We start from the raw sequence: 19,909 nt of genomic DNA, 5'->3' as shown, positions 1-19,909 counted from the left end.
TTAACTTTACAATCACTCATTAAATCAAAAAATCACTTACAAATTAATATTAATTCTTAAAAATACCTTTGTATATAGATTGACATCACAATTTCAATATTACTCAGCAAGACAACAATATTAAAAATTTGCAATATTCATCAGATACAATAGTATTGCAAATAAAAAAATCTGCTCTTTATACTCTTTTTTAACTTTCTATGAGGAAATAAATACAGAAGAGTTGATTAAATAAGGGAAAAAGACTAATCATTCTAACTACCTATTTAACAAACGTTATTATTACAAGCCATTCTTATGAATGAACAGTGAGCACAGGAGCACACAGCGAAACGTACACGTAGTACGTGAAGGTAACTCATATCGCTCTCCACGATAAAGAATGGCAAATTAAAAAGCCTAACCGGACGGGCTTAACCATGGTAATAGTAACGAGTAAATAACAAGGAGAGAAGCGTGAAAACAAATGATTACGAGTTGATCACTGCACCAAACAGTGTACCAATAAAAATGTGGACTCATGGCGTACCCGTCGAAGCAGAAGCTCGTGAGCAGTTATTAAACACGGCAAAAATGCCTTTCATATTTAGCCATTTGGCAGTAATGCCTGACGTCCATCTCGGCAAAGGCTCAACTATCGGCAGCGTAATCCCAACACATAGAGCAATTATTCCCGCAGCCGTGGGGGTAGATATCGGCTGTGGTATGATGGCTGTACGTACCTCATTAAATACCCGTGACTTACCAGACAATCTGTATGCCATCCGCCGAGCGATTGAAATCGCCGTACCACATGGTCGTACGGTAAACCGCACTGGTCACGATAAAGGTTCCTGGCAGAAACCGCCAGCAACTGTCAACCATCATTGGAATATGTTACAGCCTGGGTTTAAACGCCTGACCGATAAATACCCGCAGCTCCTGAAAACCAACAATTATCAGCACCTAGGTACGCTAGGTACCGGTAATCACTTTATCGAACTGTGTCTGGATGAATCTGATCAAGTATGGGTAATGCTACACAGCGGTTCGCGTGGCATCGGTAATGCCATTGGTCATCTATTTATTACCCTCGCTCAGCAGGATATGAAACAGCACATCACTAATCTGCCTGATCGTAATTTGGCTTATTTTGAAGAAGGTAGCCGCCACTTTAGGGACTACATGGAGGCGGTCAGTTGGGCACAAAACTTCGCCCGTCATAATCGTGAAGTCATGATGCAACATACGCTAACAGCACTGGCTACAGTGATTACAAAGCCCTTCACTGCCATGACAGAAGCTGTTAACTGCCACCACAATTATGTGCAGCAAGAGCAGCACTTTGGTCAAAACGTGCTGGTAACACGCAAAGGTGCAGTGGCCGCACACAAAGGAGTGATGGGTATCATTCCTGGTTCAATGGGCGCGAAAAGCTTTATCGTCCGTGGTCTGGGGAATAAAGAGAGTTTCTGTTCATGCAGTCACGGCGCCGGACGGGTATTAAGCCGCACGGCAGCAAAAAAGCGTTTCACAATAGAGGATCAGAAACGCGCCACGGCCCACGTGGAATGCCGTAAGGATAGCGACGTAATCGACGAAATCCCAATGGCCTACAAAGACATTGAGGCAGTAATGGCGGCTCAGTCTTCACTGGTAGAAATCGTTCACACCCTGCGTCAAGTAGTTTGCGTAAAAGGATAACAAATATGAAAGAAAAATGCGGCGTCAGTGACACTATGAAACAACACATACGCCAAAAGTTGGCGCAACTTGAAACAGAACAGCAAATACGGATACTTTATGCCTGTGAATCGGGTAGCCGTGGTTGGGGATTTGCTTCAACAAACAGTGACTACGACGTACGTTTTATTTATGTACATGATCCGTCGTGGTATTTACGCGTAGACCCACCACGCGATGTGATCGAATTACCGATCAACGACGAACTGGATATCTCTGGCTGGGAACTGCGCAAAACTCTGGGGCTACTGAAACGGGCCAACCCAACATTGATGGAATGGACAGATTCACCCGTGGTTTACTGTGAAGACGTGGAATTTATGACGGCGCTACGCGCCCTACTACCAGACTACTTTTCCAACAACAGAGCGCGATATCACTATCTATCCATGGCGAAAAAAAATTTTCGGGGTCATCTGCAAGGTAAAGAAATACGGCTGAAAAAATACCTCTATGTACTGCGCCCCTTGCTGGCTGTTCGTTGGATAGAAGCAGGTAAAGGTGCACCACCAATGCGCTTCGATGCCTTACTAGCCGCAACTGTCGAAAATGCAGATCTGATGCGAGAAATACAAACTCTACTTACTATCAAACGCAACGCCAGCGAAACGGATTACGGTCCACGTTTCAAGCATATCCATAACTTCATCTGCCACGAGCTGGATAATTCATCGACTCGCTGCAAGATAAAAGATGAAAGATTCCTCTCAGACACCAAATTAGATTTACTTCTGATGCACACAGTATTCAGTAATAACACGGGAGGTATATGTTAAAAAACGACTGAAAAAAACGGTAAAGGGGTACAGCATTTCAATGACAAAAGTTGAATGCTTATAAAAAAACAGAAAAATCATTTTGTTATGCTATTTTCGACTTGACAGCCAGTAATCTTAAATAAGTTACTGGCTAAATTGCCAGATAAAGCCTATCTCTATTCACTATTCTCTCCAATTTCATATTCACCCAATGGCTCAGCATGAATTTCTGTCACAGAAACCACATCACAGCCTTGATAGAGCTGGATCGCACCAACACAATCGGCACCTATGCATGAAAGTAAATCAAAAGGTTATTTTATCGGTATATGAAAATGAGACTGAATTCTGCTACGAATTTGCTCATTATCTGGAAGTAGATTATCAAAATAATGATATTATTCTGGTGCATTGGTAAAGCACACCTTAGCAGATGTGCTTTATACTTCAGACTATAATCTGATAGATAATTCAATATCTTTAGCAAAGGGGACAGAAACATAATTATCACTAATACGAACATAATGGCAATATTCTGGCGCCCAATCTGCATTATCGGCCACGATCAATGTTCCCGTGTGCATACGATCTTCTAACATCATTAAAATAGGGTGATAAAGAGCTTTTGCGCCGTCTAATAGAATAAAATCAATTTTTTCTGGTAAATTTTGCCCTAATGTCTCGATAGCATCTCCCTCCCGAATTTCAACTAAATGTTCGACACCTGCCTTTTCCATATTTATACGCGCTTGTACCACCTTTTTATGTTCAAACTCGGTACTAATTACCTTTCCACCACCATTATCTTTCACGGCTGCGGCCAAATGTAGAGTAGATATTCCAAATGAAGTACCAAATTCAATTACCGATCTGGAATTATTAGCTCGACAAAGTATATACAGTAAATTGCCTGTATCCCTTGATATTGACATATAATGTTCTTTAGCTCGAGTATAAAATACTTTATAGTTCTCACCACCCGCTTCTTTCATCAACGCTTGCTGCTCGGTTTCGGGTAGATAACCCAATGTTTGAAAAAGCCGGGCTTGAGAATTGTCAGATTCGGAGAAAAGTTTTTCTAATATTGTACTCAATGGATGAGTGGTTAATGTATTCATCATATTTCCTCTATGTATAAATAGTTCCGCTAACTATTGAGTGATAGAATACGAGTAATTATTCACATTTAATATTCGCATATCAGGAAAAGAATTATGCAAAAGAAAAATTTCCCTGTTATTTCAATTAGAAAGGCTCCCAAACAGATACGCTCTATGCATTTAGTTGCGAATATTCTGGAAGCCGCTACTCGCGTTTTACTCCAAGAAGGAGTCCATTGTTTTACGACAAGTCGAATAGCAGAAAAAGCAGGAGTCAGTATTGGATCGTTATATCAATATTTTCCTAATAAACAGGCTATTCTTTTTTCACTGCAAGAAAACGAATGGAAACAAACTCAGCAAGACTTAGCCAATATTCTATTTGATTTCACTATTCCACCACTGCAACGTCTACGTTTGGCAATAAAAAAATTTTTTCATACCGAATGTGAAGAAGCGGTATTACGCACAGCACTATCTGACGCAGCACCTTTTTTTCGTGATTCAGATGAAACAACACAGCAAGAAAAAGAGACTATGTTACTTGTTCTAAGATTCATTAATGAAACTATTCCTAATATAGCCGATGAGCATCGATATTTTATCTCTAAGTTACTTTTAGAAACGATGTTATCAATAGGAGAACGACTTGCCAGTCATACAAATTCGTTTGAAGAAGTAGACAAATGGGCTGAAGCTGTAAGTGATATGTTGTGTTATTATATTGAAAACAATATATCTAAGGACTCTAATAATAAATTAAGGTAAGAATTAATTTCCTAACATTATAAATAAAAATATTTAATTTATAACTCATTTTTTAGAAAGGAAAAATCCTGCTCATACGCCACACAGACTCTTTTGTATATATTTTCACCCCATTCACTGTGATAACCTAATGTCAGATAATAATTTTTACCTTGATATTTTTACACCATACCAACATCAGGTGGTATTTAATATTTATTGATATTTTCTTTTTAGACATTTAAGATGCATTAATATTTTTCTTGGGATTGTATAAAATATATTATGGAAATTACACCAATATAGTGGCATTATTATCCCTCATACGGTTAGCCATATAAAATCAATTAATCAAGGGAGTAAAAAATTAATGCCACCTTAGTGATAACCACACTAAAAAATTATTTTTACCATACATTAAATAAAAGTTTAAATATACATTATATCTATTTTATATTTCAAGGTTGCTTTTTATTTGAAAAAATTAGTGATTGCAACCTATAAATATTAAATTAGTAAAAAAGCATTCAAACTTTAACTAAAAATCATCCAAAAAATCAAAATCATGTATCTGGGATTTAAATTGAAATTAAGCTGGCAAGCTAGTTTAAAACCTCATAAAGAAACATAGTTTATCCAGGAGGATAAATTGGAAGAAAAAAACATTGATATAAATTTAAATATTCCCACTAAAATAATAATAAAAAATGGAGCAATTGAACATATAACTAGCTATCTTGAGCAATATGAATTAAAAAAAACATTACTACTTATAACTAAAGGGATGTTAAAAAGGACAACCAAATTACAAATTTTATTAAGCAAAAAAAACCATATAACAAAAATAATACCTTATATCCTAAGTAGTAATTTTAAAGCTTCCATTAGTGAGCTTAAAAAAGTAAAAAATTTCATTCATAATGATAATTTCGACTCAATCATTTCCATTGGCGGCGGGAATATTTTAGACTTTGGAAAAGTGGTAGCTATATGTATAGACAAAAATATTGAACCAAATTTCCTTGTTGGTAAAACAATAGAAAAGGTTGAAAAAAAACTATTCCACATATCAATACCTACAACTTTTGGAACAGGTTCAGAAATAACTAAAGGTGCTATTATTTATGATGAGTATAATGGAATAAAAGATGGTGTTAGGGGGACAGTAATGTTTCCTGACTTAGCAATCATAGACCCAAAATTTGGTAAAACATTACCTGATAATATATTAAGAGAAACAATATTCGATAGCTTTTCTCATGCTTTCGAGTCTATACAATCAGTAAATAACAATCGATTCATTGATTTAATTGGCCATAAGTCTTTATCTATTTTAAATTTAACTTTAGATAAATATTATGAAAAGAAATTGGATGATAGTTTTTACGATAATATCGCTTACATTGCATTTTTAGGTGGTATTTGTGTTTGCCATAATAGTACCTGCTTACCACATAGATTTGAACAAGCACTATCCCCTATATATTCGCTATCACATGGAGCTGGCCTATCAGCACTTTATCCTGAATGGGTAAGACAATTGGAGCATCATAATGTATATAAAGCGTTACCAGAGAATATCATCAAAGGAAAAAGTCTCTATAAATACACAACAGATATTATTAAAAAATTAAAACTAACTAATACATCAAACTCTCTGAAATCATTAAACATATCACCAAAGATGATTGCAAAGAGAATAACAGGAAAAATTGAAAACGATCCTCTTATCAAAAAAGAAGGAAGCCATATAATTGAAATTTTATCACAAGAGTATTTAAGGAAATAAAAAATGCATTATTCATTAGTTTGTACCGGTATAGGTAAACAGGAATATAAACCGGAAGAAATACAAGAATTAAAAGAATGTTTTGTTCTTATTGAAGTACTAAAAGCGACTATTTGTGGTTCGGATTATATGGTTTTACATGGGAATCACCCATATAAAAAATATCCGGCTATTCTTGGGCATGAATTTGTTGGAAAAGTTATCGATGCAAATAATACTGAATTTAAAATTAATGATATGGTGACTTCACTTTCTTATAGCTATTGTGGAAAGTGTGATAAATGTAAAAAAGAACATTATAATCACTGCATAAAAAAAATAACTTATAATACTGCTGGTAGTAGTGGTGCTTTTACAAAGCACATGTTGGTACATAAAAACTCACTACTCACCTTACCAGTATCGCAAGATACTCAGCTATTTGTTATTTCTGAGCCTCTTAGTATTGTAATACATGCTTTTAATAAAATTGAAATAAATAAATCTAGTCGATTACTTATCATTGGAGCAGGAGCAATGGGTTTATTAAGTTCTATCTATTACAATGAATTTACAAGTGGAAGTGTGTTAACTCTTATTGAAAAAAACGAGTCACGGAGAAAATTTGCCCAAGATATGGGGCTTAATGTCATTTCAGATATGAATATGATTCCAAATAATCACTTCGATATATTGGTTGTTGCAGGAGGAAGCGGATTTGATATTAATCAAGCTATGGAAAAAATCACAAATAATAGTATATTAGTTTTGATTTCTTATTTCGATACAAATAACCAGATTGATATGAATACAGTGGTTAAAAAAGAAATCACTATTAAAGGATCATTCTTAAGTAATAAATTAGATCTATTGAAATCTGTAGAAATATTACATAAAGCAAGAAATACATGCTCGCCATTTAATAAATTAATAACAGAAAAAGTTCAATTTTCTGAGCTTGAAAAATATATGTCTAATCGTCTTTCAAATGGAAAAATACTTATTGATTCTCCCGGGGTATTATAAATGAAAATGAACGCTTTTGTTATAGGTGCTACCGGATTAACAGGATGTGAAGTTATTCGCTTGCTTTCTGCTCATCCTTTAATTAGAAAAATATATCCAATTTCTCGTGAATCTGGCATTAGTTTGGAGGAACTTCATCCCAATCTAACAGGTATTAAAAAATACACATACACATTAGAAGAACTTAAACATATTGAACCAGATGTGGTTTTTATATGCTTACCATCAGGAGAGTCTTTTGATATTGCAAAAAATTTTATTAATACGAAAGCTATTATCATAGATTTAGGTGCAGACTTTCGTTTTGATGACCCTAAATTATTTGAAAAAGTATACAAAAAAAAACATAAGGCTAAAGAAATACAATATAAATTCACTTATGGGTATGTTGAGGAGTTTAAAAAAGAAATAAAATGCTCTCAATATATTGCTAATCCAGGATGTTATGTCAATGCTGCACTATGTCCTTTAGTTCCTTTAATTAAGGCTAACATTATAAATACTGATTCTATTTTTATTAGTGCTATAAATGGAACATCTGGTGCCGGAGTAAATAATCAAAAAGAATTAATTCATCATAATCAATTCGCTAATATGTTAGCTTATTCTCTAAATGGCCACAGGCATACTGATGAAATAGAGAATATTATATTCAAAACAACCATGAAAAAAGCAAATATTTCTCTTGTTACCTCTCATGGTAATTTCGTTAGAGGTATATTCATGATTCAGTGTATGAAATTGAGTTCTCATGTGAATTGTGAAAGAAATGACATTCTTGAATATCTGAAGGATTATTATAAGAACAATGAATTCATTTCAATAATTGGGATAAACAAAGTTTCTGAAGGGGTAGAGAAAAATTATGGGATCTATCCACAACTATCTAAAGTCATTGGTTCTAATTCTTGCCATATATCTCTTGATATAGTCCCAGAAACTCGTGAACTAAGAGTTGTTAGTGTAATAGACAATTTAGTAAAAGGGGCAGCAGGTACGGCTATCCAGAACATGAATATCATCATAAATGTTAACGAAGCGACAGGATTAACAAGATATGGCATTTAAAATTCTTATTGTAGATCCTATTCATATAAAACTAAAAAACTATTTAGTTAAAAATTTTATTGTCACTATAAAACAACCAATTACTCAGAAAAAATTAATGGAGTGTATTGTCGACTATGATATTTTGGTCTTGCGTAGCGGTGCTAAAGTTGATAGTTCACTATTAGATAGAGCAATAAATTTAAAAATTATTATACGTGCTGGAACAGGAACAGATAATATAGACATTACCACAATTAGAGAAAAGGAGGTTATTTTTTATAATACTCCTAATACTAACTCTCGCTCAGTTGCTGAAATGAGTTTTGGGTTCATGCATTGCTTATACAGGCATATAAAAAGAGCTAGTGTAGAAATAGAATCTAATATGTGGAATAAAAAATCTTTTCAAGGATTGGAATTATCTGAAAAAAATTTAGGCTTAATCGGTTTTGGGAGTATTGGCAAAGAAATTGCTTGCATAGCAAAAGGATATAATATGAATGTGTCTTGTATTGTATCCAATTATTCACAGGAAAGGGCATCATCCCTACTTAAAAAAAATGTGACGCTTTTGGAAAAATTAGACGACCTTATCACTTTAAGTGATATTTTAGTCATCTGTTGTCCTTATAATGAATCAACCAAAGACTTAATGAATTTGGAAAATATGAAAAACATGCATCCTGATTCTATTTTAATAAATATTGCCAGAGGAGGGATTGTTGTCGAAGAGGATTTATATCAAATGCTTTTAAACAAAAAAATTTATGGGGCTGCCAGCGATGTATTTAGACAAGAAAGAAATTTATCTCCATTATTTTCATTAAATAATTTTATTGGCACACCACATATTGGTGCAATGACAAACGAATCTCAGGAGAAAATAGCTGATTTAATCATCAGCTTCCTAGAAAAAGAAAGAAACGAAACTCTGTTTAGTTGAATAGAAAAATAGATAAAGTGCAGGTATTAAGAAATGAATATCAAAGAAAAATTGAAAAAAAATATACAAACCCAGTTTATGGAAGCTCATAATGGGTTAAGTGCAAAGATTGTTGAACAAGTTGGCTTTCAAGCTATTTGGGCTTCTGGGCTTTCGATTAGCGCATCAATGGGTCTATCAGATCGTAATGAAGCATCATGGTCTCAGATTATTAATGTCATTGAACAAATGTCTGATAATGTTGACATACCAATTCTAGTTGATGGAGATTCTGGGTTTGGTAATTACATTAATGTCATTAGATTCGTGAAAAAATTGAAGAAAATTTCTATTCATGCTTTATGTATTGAAGATAAGCTATTTCCAAAAATCAATTCTTTTATAGGTGAAAATCAAGATCTTGCACCAATTGATGAATTTTGTAACAAAATTAAAGCAGCCAAAGATACAGGAGGGAATAATTTTACTCTAGTCGCACGTGTTGAAGCTTTAATATCAGGAAAATCAATGGAAGAAGCTCTTGAGCGTGCTGAAGCTTATAAAGAAGCTGGTGCTGATGCAATTCTTATTCATTCTAAAAAACATTATGCTCATGAAGTTTTTGAATTCTCCAAAAATTGGAATAATAAACTCCCATTATTTGCAGTTCCGACAAAATATTATAAAACATCCTATTCTGAATTCATTGAAAATGGCATAAATAATTTAATTTGGGCTAATCATCTTATACGTAGTTCCATTAGAAGCATGAAAGAAACTGCCAAGATAATTCATGATGAAAAGTCACTTGTTAATATAGAAAATAAAATATCAACATTAGACGAGCTTTTTGATTTAACCAATGAAAGAAACATAGAAAAACTAGAAAAACTTTATAACTCAAAAGGTTAATTAGTTTTAGATTATTTTTATACATTAAAATCATTCTATAAAATAGAATACAGAGAAATAATAAAGGAAAATACTATGATAAATATTGCAATAATTGGTGGAGGTCCTAATGGAATGTATACACTTAATGGATTATTAGATATAGTGAATAATTTTCCTGATGAAAAAATTACTGTCACTATCTTTGATAAATATGGTAATTTTGGTTCAGGATGGGCACATTCTCCATACCAGCCAAAAACTAGCATGCTCAATCGTATAGTAGGACAATTGTCTTATTCTCCTGATTATTCCAATCCACAATGTAATTATTTTTCAAAGTCTACAAATATTACATTTAGTAAGTGGTGTCAAGATAAATATGAATTAACTCGTAATGAAAGATATAATAAAAAAAACGATGAATTTCCTACTCGTGAATTATATGGAGAATCTTTATTTGAAATATTCAATAAACTCGTTAACGAACTCTCAAATTTTGGAGTGAAAATCAATACTATAACAGAGGAGATTACTAAAATAAAAAAATGTCTCAATGGCGATTATTTGATAGAAACACAAATACCACTAGAAAAAAATATATTTGATATCATTATTCTTGCTACCGGCCATCAAGAATCAAAGAATAATTTCTTTTTAGCTAAAGAACTAAGTGAATGTATAGAATATTATAATTTTGCTTATCCACTTTTTGACGTTCCTAATTGGAAAAGTAAGCGTATTGGTATTATTGGTATGGGGTTAACAGCTATTGATACCATGCTTTATTATACTGAAAACAAAGGTGGCTATTTTCAAAGAAACGATAAAAAACTTGTTTATTATCCATCAGGAAATGAACCTGTAAAATTATTTGCATTAAGTCGTTCAGGGTATTTCACTTATAGCCGACCACATAATCTTAAAGAAATGGACATACAGAAATATGAACATAATGGATATTTTTTTACTCGAGCATTTGTTGATAAGATCCGTGATAATTTAGGACGCCCAGCTCATCGGGATAATTCATCAATTAATTATCCAAAACAATTAGATTTTGATTGCCATATTTTTCCCGTGCTGATTCTTGAATTGCAACTATGTTATTATCGAATTTTATTTGGTAAGGAAATATTAGATCTTATGTTTAATAAAACCAAAGGTCTAGTAGATGAATTTAGCTCAAGAGTAAGCCAATATAACATACAAAAAGATACTGCTATTGAATATCTGACTAAATATATTTCATCATTAGCTAGAGAGATAATATTTAAAATATGTTGTTACTTTAATGAAGGAAAAAACTCTTTTATACAAGATATACCTATCAAAAAAATAATGGAACGTTTTCTATATGTTATATATGGAAAAGAAATTATTGAATCTAATACAATAGAAAATGTTATAAAGAAAATCAATTTCCTAACCAGCCCATGGGGGCATAACCCCAATCCTGAAACGCATTTGTTCAACTGGGATTTTATTGTTGACCCTATAAAGAATATGGATTTTAACCCTGATGTGCCTTATTGTAATAGACTACTTAAATTTATGGAATTAGATCGTCTCCAGTCAGAACAAGGTAATCTTGATAATCCATATAAAGGTGCATGTGACGATGTATTCAGAGATTTAAGACAAACTGTTGTATATGCTGTAGATTTTGGAGGTATTACACCTACTTCTTATCAACGTATGCTGAAAGATTTTTATTCGGTTCATAACCGTGCCGCAAATGGTAATTGCATAGAGCTAATGGAAAAAATGGAAGCATTAATCGAAGCTGGAATAATTGATGTGACATACGCTAAATCTAATATCCAAATAGATGATAATATTGCTTACCTTCATAGCCTAAGTGATCCGGGTAACATTACTACACTTGAAGTTATGATAGATGCTAAGCTTCATAATTTTGATATAAAAAAATCAAAAAATTCTCTCTTTTCCTGTCTCATTGATGAGGGACTTGCTTCTTATTGGAACCATAAAGATTTTTATGGGATATCAAATCCTATTTCAAGTTTTAATATTTCACGTGATTTTCAATTCATTAACAATAAAGGTGGAAAAGAAGCCATTTTTTGTATAGGTCAACCCTCAGAAGGAGCTATGTTTTTTCAAAATGGTTCTATTCGTCCTAATGTCAATCATCATGTTGCAAATGATGTGCTCAATTGCATTGATGCAATTAAAAAAGAAATCATCAAGATTAAAAACAAATGAATTATAAAGTAAACATTATGAAAAATAATAATGCTTCTCTTTAAAATTAAACTGAGGTTTTATATGAGTTATATGTATCCTTTTAAAAAATATTCTCTTGATTTACCAAAAATTATTTCAGCAAAAGGAATTTTGTTATTTGATGAATCAGGGAAAAGTTATATTGATTCTTCATCAGGACCGATGACTGTAAACTTAGGCCATTGCCATCCATTGATCATAGAAAAAATTAAGAACCAATTAGAACGCCTGCATTTCATATATCGCTCCCATTTTCGTAGTAACGAACCTGAAGCCTTATCAAAGAAACTGGTGCAGTTATCTAATGATAATAAAAGCCATGCTTTTTTTCTTAACAGCGGATCTGAAGCTTCTGAAGCAGCTTACCGTATTGCATTAGATTTTTTCCGCTATCAAGGGAAAGACAAAAAAATAACAGCGTTAGGGAGAAAAATCACTAATCATGGAAATACTATTATCTCCCTCAGTTATGGTGATTTACATGTTCGAAGAAAAAGCTTAGACAATGTCTTAGATTCTAATAGTAGCAGTATAAAACTTACTCCATGCTATTGTTTTCAATGTCCTTTGGGAAAGTCGCCAGAAACCTGTAAATTAGATTGTGTATCAGAATCACTCAATATTATAGATAAGTTTGGAGCAGAAAGAATAGCATGTGTCTTTATTGAACCTATCACAGGATCTTCTGGTGGCGCTTTAGTTCCCCATAAAGATTATATGAAGAAATTAAAAGAAGGGTTAACTCAGCGTGATATCTTACTTATTGCTGATGAGATAGTTACCGGTCTTGGGCGAACCGGGACATGGTTCAATATGAAAAGCTGGGGAGTAGATTCAGACATTACAATTATAGGTAAAGGTCTTGGGGCTGGTTTTACCCCTATATCTGGCGTGTTAATTTCTGAAGAAATAAGTGCAGTTCTCGCCGAACAACCTATACCACATTTTGTAGGTCATACTTATTCTGGCAACCCACTTTCTACAGGCATAGCTCTTTCCGTTCTAGATGTTCTTGAAAATGAAGTAGGTATTAATAATATTAAAACAAAAGGTAACTATCTTGGTGCTCTTTTATTTGATATGCTAAAAAAATTCTCTTTTGTTGCAGATATTAGAGGTCAAGGACTAATGTGGGCAGTTGAAACAACATTCAGTCAGGACTATTCTGCAAATTTCATTAAATCAGGTCATAAATATGGTATTAACCTTTACAGTTGTATTTCTTCTGGAAAAAATAGAGATACCTTAACACTATTATTTACACCACCGCTGACTATTACTGAGTCAGAGTTAAAAGAGTTAGTCACCAGAGTAAAAATGACTTTCAAGGATTATATATGAAAAAAAAATCCATTTTATATAGTGCTGGGATCAACATTGAAAAAGGGGTGCTTTTGCACCCTAGAATTGATGAGGAAATACACTCGTTGTCGAACTTAATTCATAACAATAATAATGCATCTATATCTATAATTAATCATCAAGGTGATTTTAATAAAGGAACGTCAAGAGCAACTCCTTATCTTGCTGAATTATTATCACAAAGACTAAAATGCCATGTTGCTTATATAGATGATTGTGTCGGTAAAAGTGCGGTATGTTATTCGAATAATATGCAGCAAGGAGAAATAGCATTATTTGGCAATACCAGATTACATAAAGAAGAACAAGAAAATGATTATAATTTTGCTAAGGAACTTGCGAAATTAGGTGATGAATTAATTATTGGCGGTTTTTGTAAATTACATAGAAAAAATTCTTCTAATTCGTCCATTAAGCACTTCTTACCTTGGCGATATTCATATGGCGTACAAAAAGAAATTAATAAATTAAATGATTTATATAATAATATTTTTATTAAAAATGATATTATTTTAATATTAGGAGGAAATAAAATAGAAAAAGTTAATTTTCTCCTTTCACATCCTAAATTATCCAAAGTAAGTAAAATTGTGATTGGCGGATTGGTGCTTAATAGTATCCTTAAAGCTATAGGTATTGAAATTGGCATATCAAAATACTTTGAAATTCAGGTGTCAGATGCATTATTAAGTAAGCTTTACATTCCAGACATTGTTATTACTGAAAAACCCAACAAATTACATGTCATCCGTAGACTACATAATATCAACTCTGATGAGAAAATTATAGATTTTATTTTTAATAAAAACTATTTTAATGAAATTTTTATTTTACCAAAAAAGTATTCTTTTTTAGCGGCAGGTCCTTTATCTATTTCTAATAGTAAAAATGCCCATGTTTGCTACCAGATTCTCAATCAGAATAGCATTGACGGTTTATTCATGGGGGGAGATACACTGACTGAAGTCATGACATTTTCCAATGTTTCTTCCGGAGGAGGAGCTGCACTTCAATTTTTTTCTACCGGATATGATCAAGAGAGCTTTTAAATATTTATCCTAATCATGGAATGGAGTAAAATGTAAACAATACAGTATCGAAACTAATTCAATCGACAAAACTGTAACTTGAAATATAGCTACTATAGATTTAAACTATTATCTCTGATAATAAATTTATTAAATGAGGTATATATGATTGAAGACCCGATAGAAAAATTTAAAATTTGGTGGAAAGATATAGAAAAAAACACTAATACTAAACATACAGGTGCAGTTTGTGTTTCAACTATTGATAATAATGGATTTCCATCCGGACGCTTTGTTGATTTGAAAGAGGTGAGTAAAGAAGGTTTTACTTTTTGTACTCACTTAGGTTCACCAAAAAGTATCGATATAGCACGTAACGAAAAAGTAGGATTAACCTTCTGGTGGGAAAATTTAGGCTACCAAGTTCGAGTTTTGGGTAATGCTAAAAAGATCCCATCACTTGTTGCTGATAAATATTGGAACATGCGCTCGCGTGATGCCAAAATAATAGCCCTCAGCTGCCAACAAAGTCAACCTATAGCTTCGATACAAGAATTGCATAAACAATTTGAACTAAAATGTCATGATATTGGCAATAAAAAAATTTCACGACCTGATAATTGGGGAGGATATATCGTAAAACCGATATCTATAGAATTTCTTTCCTTCAAAGAAAACCGCTTGCATCTACGTGAGCTATATTTATATATAGATAGCAATTGGCAGAGGAGGTTATTGCAGCCATGAGTTTTATATTAACTCGGTGTTTTTCATGTGATTAGGTTGTTTTTTATATCAACATACTATGTAACTTTACTGCATTGATATAAAAACATTTCAGTTATACCAATGCTGCATGGGGATATCAAATTGAACATTTTGGGATTCATTATCACTATTCTACCTATTGTGCTATCTCCGGGCGTCAGTTTTACCCTAGCTATGACCAATGTGGTTAATCAAGGAATAAAAGGTCTATTCGTCGTTGTTATAGGAACCGCTTTGGGTATTTATACGCACGCTTTCCTTGCTGGTTTAGGAATTAGTAGTATCTTTGTTAAATATCCTCACATAATGGGTGTTATAAATATAATTGGAACAGCTTATCTTATGTATGTGGCTATTTTACTAATAAAAAATGGGATATCACTCACCACTAATTATATTTATGAAAGAACCAGGAATGTCTCCATAAAAGAAGCTTATGCCGCCAATCTATTTAATATAAAAGCTATCATTTTTTACCTAACAGTTATACCCAGCTTTTCTGATGGTTCTGTACTCTATATCAACCATTTTATGATATTAGCATCAATTCATGTTGTAATTATGATGCTATGGCTAGCTACTATGGCTTATTTAATTACCTTAGCCGCTAGTAAAATAAATTTACTTATTTTAAGTAAATTAATAAATATTATTGGCGGATGTTGCTTGTTTTATTTTTCTCTAAATAATTTATATGGACACCTAGGGTGAGATCATGAACGTTATTTAACTAAATTTAGTTAATTTGACCCGTAATCGAAGTTGTGATTTTACACTCCTTTTTCCGGGAGTACCGGAGTACCCTCATGAATATGTACCCAATGGATTTCAAGATGCTTCGCGACGGCAAGGGAACAAATCCCCGGGAGCATATACCCAATAGATTTCAAGTTGCAGTGCGGCGGCAAGAGAACGCATCCCCAGGAGCATAGATAACTCTGTGACTGGGGTAAGTGAACGCAGCCAACAAAGCAGCAGCTTGAAAGATGAAGGGTATAGATAACGATGTGACCGGGGTGAGTGAGTGCAACCAACAAAGAGGCAACTTGAAAGTTGCCGGGTATAAACACATAAGCAATACAATACTTATTTCTCTCTTCTACTATCAAATTTTTTAGTCATTCATGTAACAAGACAAGAAATGTATTCATTGTTCTTGCGAGCCGCCTCACATCATGGACAATAGAGAAAAAACTTTAGGTAGAATACCAATGACTAATTTTTCTTCAATGGCCGCGTTTTTGTGGTCAGTAGCCGATCTTTTACGCGGTGATTTCAAACAATCCCAATACGGACGCGTTATTCTGCCATTTACGGTGTTACGCCGTCTTGAGTGTGTGCTGGAGCCAACCAAGCAAACCGTATTAGACAAAACAGTGTCAGTAGAAAAAATGGATAATAACGCGGCAGAGAAAATCCTGCGCCACGCGGCTAACCAACACTTCTATAACACCTCACCGTTGGATCTTAGCAAGTTAGGTGAAACACAAACCCGCCTTAACCTTGAACGTTATATCCGTTCTTTCAGCAGCAATGCGCGGGAAATCTTTGAACACTTCAAGTTCACTGAATACCTGCAACAACTGGACGATGCCAACCTACTGTATAAAGTAGTGAAGCAGTTTGCCGATACCGATCTAAGCCCAACATCTGTCAGTAATCACGATATGGGTTTAATCTTTGAAGATCTGATCCGTCGCTTCGCAGAAAGCTCGAACGAAACCGCAGGGGAACACTTTACCCCACGTGATATCGTGCGCCTTACTACCTCGTTGGTACTTGCTGATGATGACGAAGCATTAACCCTTCCAGGGCTTATCCGCCGTATCTACGATCCAACCGCGGGTACCGGTGGCTTTCTCTCCAGCGGCATGGAATATCTGCATGAGATTAACCCTTCCGCCAGCCTGAAAACCTACGGGCAGGAACTGAACCCAGAGTCCTACGCGATCTGTAAAGCAGATATGCTGATTAAGGGTCAGGACATTAGCAACATCAAACTGGGTAACACACTATCGGATGACCAGTTATATAACGAACGCTTTGACTACTGTTTGTCTAATCCACCGTTTGGCGTTGACTGGAAGAAGGTGGAGAAAACCATCCGTGATGAACAAAAACGGGGTTACGATGGCCGTTTTGGTCCCGGTTTGCCACGTGTCTCTGACGGTTCGTTACTGTTTCTGCTGCACCTGATTAGCAAAATGAACGATAACAGCCGTATCGGTATTATCCTCAACGGTTCGCCGCTATTTACTGGGGGTGCGGGTAGTGGTGAAAGTGAAATTCGCCGTTATGTGTTGGAACAAGATTTACTGGATACTATCGTCGCGCTGCCAACGGATATGTTCTACAACACCGGTATCGCGACTTATATCTGGGTACTGAGTAACCACAAGCCACAGGAGCGCAGAGGAAAAGTATTGCTGATTAACGCCACCGATCAGTTTGAGTCGATGCGTAAGTCTCTGGGCAGCAAACGCCGTTATCTGACGGAAGAGCAAATTAGTGAGATTGTGAATCTTTATTCTCGTTACCAACCTACTGACAATGCAAAGCTGTTTAAAACGTCTGATTTTGGCTATCGCCGTATTACTATTGAGCGCCCACTCAGGCTGGCATTCTATCCGCATGACGTAGAGCGCCGTGAAGCAATGCAGGCGGAGAAAGACTGGAAAAAAGTCGAGGAGCCACAAACTCTACTAGCGGCATTGGATACACTCGATGAGAAATACCTGTCACGCGATAAATTCAAACAGGCGTTACCGATAAAGGTTTCTGCTACGGTTTGGAAATTGCTGGTTAAACATCTGAGTGAATCTGACGAAGAAGCCGAAATTTGTACCAGCAAAGGCCAGCCAGAAGCAAATACCAGCCTACGCGACTATGAAAATGTGCCGTTAAATGAATCTATTAATGATTACTTTGAACGTGAAGTAAAACCACATGTGCCGGATGCCTGGATAGATACCAGCAAAACTGACGAGTATGACGGTCAAGTAGGTATTGTGGGTTATGAGATTCCATTTAACCGCCATTTCTATCAGTACCAACCTCCACGCTCACTGGAAGAAATTGATGCCGATTTGGATAAAGTCAGCCGGGAAATTATGGCGCTGTTGGCAGAGGTGCATTCTTGATGAGTCGATATAAAGCATATCCGGAATATAAGGATTCTGGAGTTGAGTGGTTGGGGAAAGTTCCCCAAACTTGGCACATCTGCAATTTAAAACATTTCGCCAATATAACGCCCAGTAATGTTGATAAGAAATCCCTACCTAACCAAAAAAATATTCAATTATGTAATTACACTGATGTTTATTATAACGATTTTATCTCAAATAAAGTCCAGTTTATGGCAGCAACTGCCAGTGATGAACAAATTAAACGTTTTACGTTGAGGGCCGGCGACACTCTAATTACTAAAGACTCAGAAACTGCGGATGACATTGCTATTGCAGCTTATGTCCCAGAAACTCTTGAGAACGTGCTTTGTGGTTATCATTTAGCAATAGTTCGCCCCAAAATCTCTCATAGTGGTTCTTTTATAAAATGGCTATTCGATTCAATCTATACAAAATCATCTGTTGCTATACAAGCAAATGGCCTCACTCGAGTAGGCTTAAGCCAATATGCACTAGATAATTTAGTGTTTGCATTGCCTAGTACCCAAGAAAAAATCGCCATTTCAACTTTCCTCGATCACGAAACAAAAAAAATCGACCAACTTATTACCAAACAAAAACAACTCATCGAACTTCTGAAAGAAAAACGGCAGGCAGTAATTTCTCATGCAGTGACTAAAGGACTAAATCCTAATGTAAAAATGAAGAATTCTGGTATTGAATGGCTTGGGGAAATGCCGGAACATTGGGTTGTAAAAAGAGCCAAAACACTATTTTCGTTTATTACAAGTGGGTCTCGTGGTTGGGCTGAATTTTATTCAGACGATGGAAATATCTTTTTTCGTATTGCAAACTTAACAAGAGATACAATTGAACCCAAATTTGAGTCAATACAATGCGTATCCCCCCCAAATGGAAGTGAAGGCGAACGATCAAAAATAATCAAAAATGACATACTAATATCAATAACCGCCGATTTGGGAAGTGTTTGTGTAGCTAATTCACAAATTGAAAATGCTTATGTAAGCCAGCATGTTTCTCTATGCAGACCCAAAAAAGAAATTAGAAAAAATGCTAGATGGCTAGGTTACGTAATATTAAGCAATGCATCCAAAGAACAATTTATAGGTGCTGGCTACGGTGGAACAAAAGTACAGCTTAGCCTTGAAGACATCCGAGAGTTACAACTTGCCTACCCACCTTATCGTGAACAGCAACAGATCTATAAATTTTTAGATTACGAACTGGATCGCTTTGAAAAGTTAACAAGTCATGCAGAAAATATGATTACGTTACTCAAAGAACGCCGTTCCGCCCTAATCTCCGCTGCGGTCACGGGCAAAATCGACGTGCGCGATTGGCAAGCCGCTAAGGATGTCGCATGAGTCATAT

General features: G+C 34.8%; 16 protein-coding genes. 15 read left to right on the top strand and 1 reads right to left on the bottom strand.

All coding sequences use genetic code 11. The features are described from left to right. Positions 1–456 precede the first annotated feature (456 nt). Together AM629_RS08070 and AM629_RS08065 are read left to right on the top strand one after the other, a co-directional pair. Positions 457–1,683: an RtcB family protein gene (locus AM629_RS08070; protein WP_054477847.1), complete on the top strand. Its 1,227-nt coding sequence runs from the start codon at positions 457–459 to the stop codon at positions 1,681–1,683. 5 nt (positions 1,684–1,688) lie between these two features. Continuing rightward, the gene (locus tag AM629_RS08065; protein ID WP_054477845.1) at positions 1,689–2,498 is read left to right on the top strand and encodes a nucleotidyltransferase domain-containing protein; all 810 of its coding nucleotides are present in this window, start codon (positions 1,689–1,691) and stop codon (positions 2,496–2,498) included. 434 nt (positions 2,499–2,932) lie between these two features. Here AM629_RS08065 and AM629_RS08060 read toward each other — a convergent pair whose 3' ends face one another. Beyond that, the gene (locus AM629_RS08060; protein ID WP_054477843.1) at positions 2,933–3,598 is read right to left on the bottom strand and encodes an O-methyltransferase; all 666 of its coding nucleotides are present in this window, start codon (positions 3,596–3,598) and stop codon (positions 2,933–2,935) included. A gap of 96 nt (positions 3,599–3,694) precedes the next feature. On the opposite strand from AM629_RS08060, the gene AM629_RS08055 reads away from it, so the two are divergent. From AM629_RS08055 to AM629_RS07995, 13 genes are all read left to right on the top strand, one after another. Further along, positions 3,695–4,348 carry a TetR/AcrR family transcriptional regulator gene (locus AM629_RS08055; protein WP_054477841.1) on the top strand — a complete coding sequence of 218 codons (654 nt, stop codon included), beginning with the start codon at positions 3,695–3,697 and terminating at the stop codon, positions 4,346–4,348. Positions 4,349–4,976: 628 nt separating this feature from the next. Beyond that, positions 4,977–6,116, top strand: a complete 1,140-nt coding sequence (locus tag AM629_RS08050) for an iron-containing alcohol dehydrogenase (RefSeq protein ID WP_054477840.1) — start codon at positions 4,977–4,979, stop codon at positions 6,114–6,116. A gap of 3 nt (positions 6,117–6,119) precedes the next feature. Then, entirely contained in the window at positions 6,120–7,121 is a 1,002-nt protein-coding gene (locus tag AM629_RS08045; protein ID WP_054477838.1) for a zinc-dependent alcohol dehydrogenase, read from the top strand. Then, complete coding sequence (gene argC, locus AM629_RS08040; protein WP_054477836.1) at positions 7,122–8,189, top strand: N-acetyl-gamma-glutamyl-phosphate reductase; 1,068 nt, start codon at positions 7,122–7,124, stop codon at positions 8,187–8,189. After that, positions 8,179–9,114 (top strand): NAD(P)-dependent oxidoreductase, encoded by a 936-nt coding sequence (locus AM629_RS08035; protein ID WP_054477834.1) that lies wholly within the window; start codon positions 8,179–8,181, stop codon positions 9,112–9,114. The genes argC and AM629_RS08035 overlap by 11 nt, the downstream gene beginning before the upstream one ends. Positions 9,115–9,147: 33 nt before the next feature. Next, complete coding sequence (gene aepX / locus AM629_RS08030) at positions 9,148–10,005, top strand: phosphoenolpyruvate mutase (protein WP_054477831.1); 858 nt, start codon at positions 9,148–9,150, stop codon at positions 10,003–10,005. A gap of 75 nt (positions 10,006–10,080) precedes the next feature. Continuing rightward, entirely contained in the window at positions 10,081–12,213 is a 2,133-nt protein-coding gene (locus AM629_RS08025) for an FAD/NAD(P)-binding protein (RefSeq protein ID WP_054477829.1), read from the top strand. A 63-nt stretch (positions 12,214–12,276) separates the two neighbouring features. Next, positions 12,277–13,575 carry an aminotransferase family protein gene (locus AM629_RS08020; RefSeq protein WP_054477827.1) on the top strand — a complete coding sequence of 433 codons (1,299 nt, stop codon included), beginning with the start codon at positions 12,277–12,279 and terminating at the stop codon, positions 13,573–13,575. Next, a complete protein-coding gene (pgk, locus tag AM629_RS08015) occupies positions 13,572–14,645 on the top strand; it encodes a phosphoglycerate kinase (protein WP_054477825.1) in 1,074 nt (357 codons plus the stop codon). The genes AM629_RS08020 and pgk overlap by 4 nt, the downstream gene beginning before the upstream one ends. A 144-nt stretch (positions 14,646–14,789) precedes the next feature. Beyond that, positions 14,790–15,371, top strand: coding sequence for a pyridoxine/pyridoxamine 5'-phosphate oxidase (locus tag AM629_RS08010; protein WP_054477823.1), 582 nt, complete (start codon positions 14,790–14,792; stop codon positions 15,369–15,371). 123 nt (positions 15,372–15,494) lie between these two features. Further along, on the top strand, positions 15,495–16,103 hold the full coding sequence (locus tag AM629_RS08005) for a LysE family translocator (RefSeq protein WP_054477821.1): 609 nt from the start codon (positions 15,495–15,497) through the stop codon (positions 16,101–16,103). Between the two features lie 500 nt (positions 16,104–16,603). Continuing rightward, the gene (locus AM629_RS08000) at positions 16,604–18,532 is read left to right on the top strand and encodes a type I restriction-modification system subunit M (protein ID WP_054477819.1); all 1,929 of its coding nucleotides are present in this window, start codon (positions 16,604–16,606) and stop codon (positions 18,530–18,532) included. Further along, positions 18,532–19,902, top strand: a complete 1,371-nt coding sequence (locus AM629_RS07995; protein ID WP_054477817.1) for a restriction endonuclease subunit S — start codon at positions 18,532–18,534, stop codon at positions 19,900–19,902. Before AM629_RS08000 ends, AM629_RS07995 begins: the two co-directional genes overlap by 1 nt. The last annotated feature ends 7 nt before the right edge of the window (positions 19,903–19,909 follow it).

Source organism: Photorhabdus heterorhabditis, assembly GCF_001280945.1.
Lineage (GTDB): Bacteria > Pseudomonadota > Gammaproteobacteria > Enterobacterales > Enterobacteriaceae > Photorhabdus > Photorhabdus heterorhabditis.
Note: the sequence above shows the minus strand (reverse complement) of the source record. Positions and strands in the feature narration are given on the sequence as shown.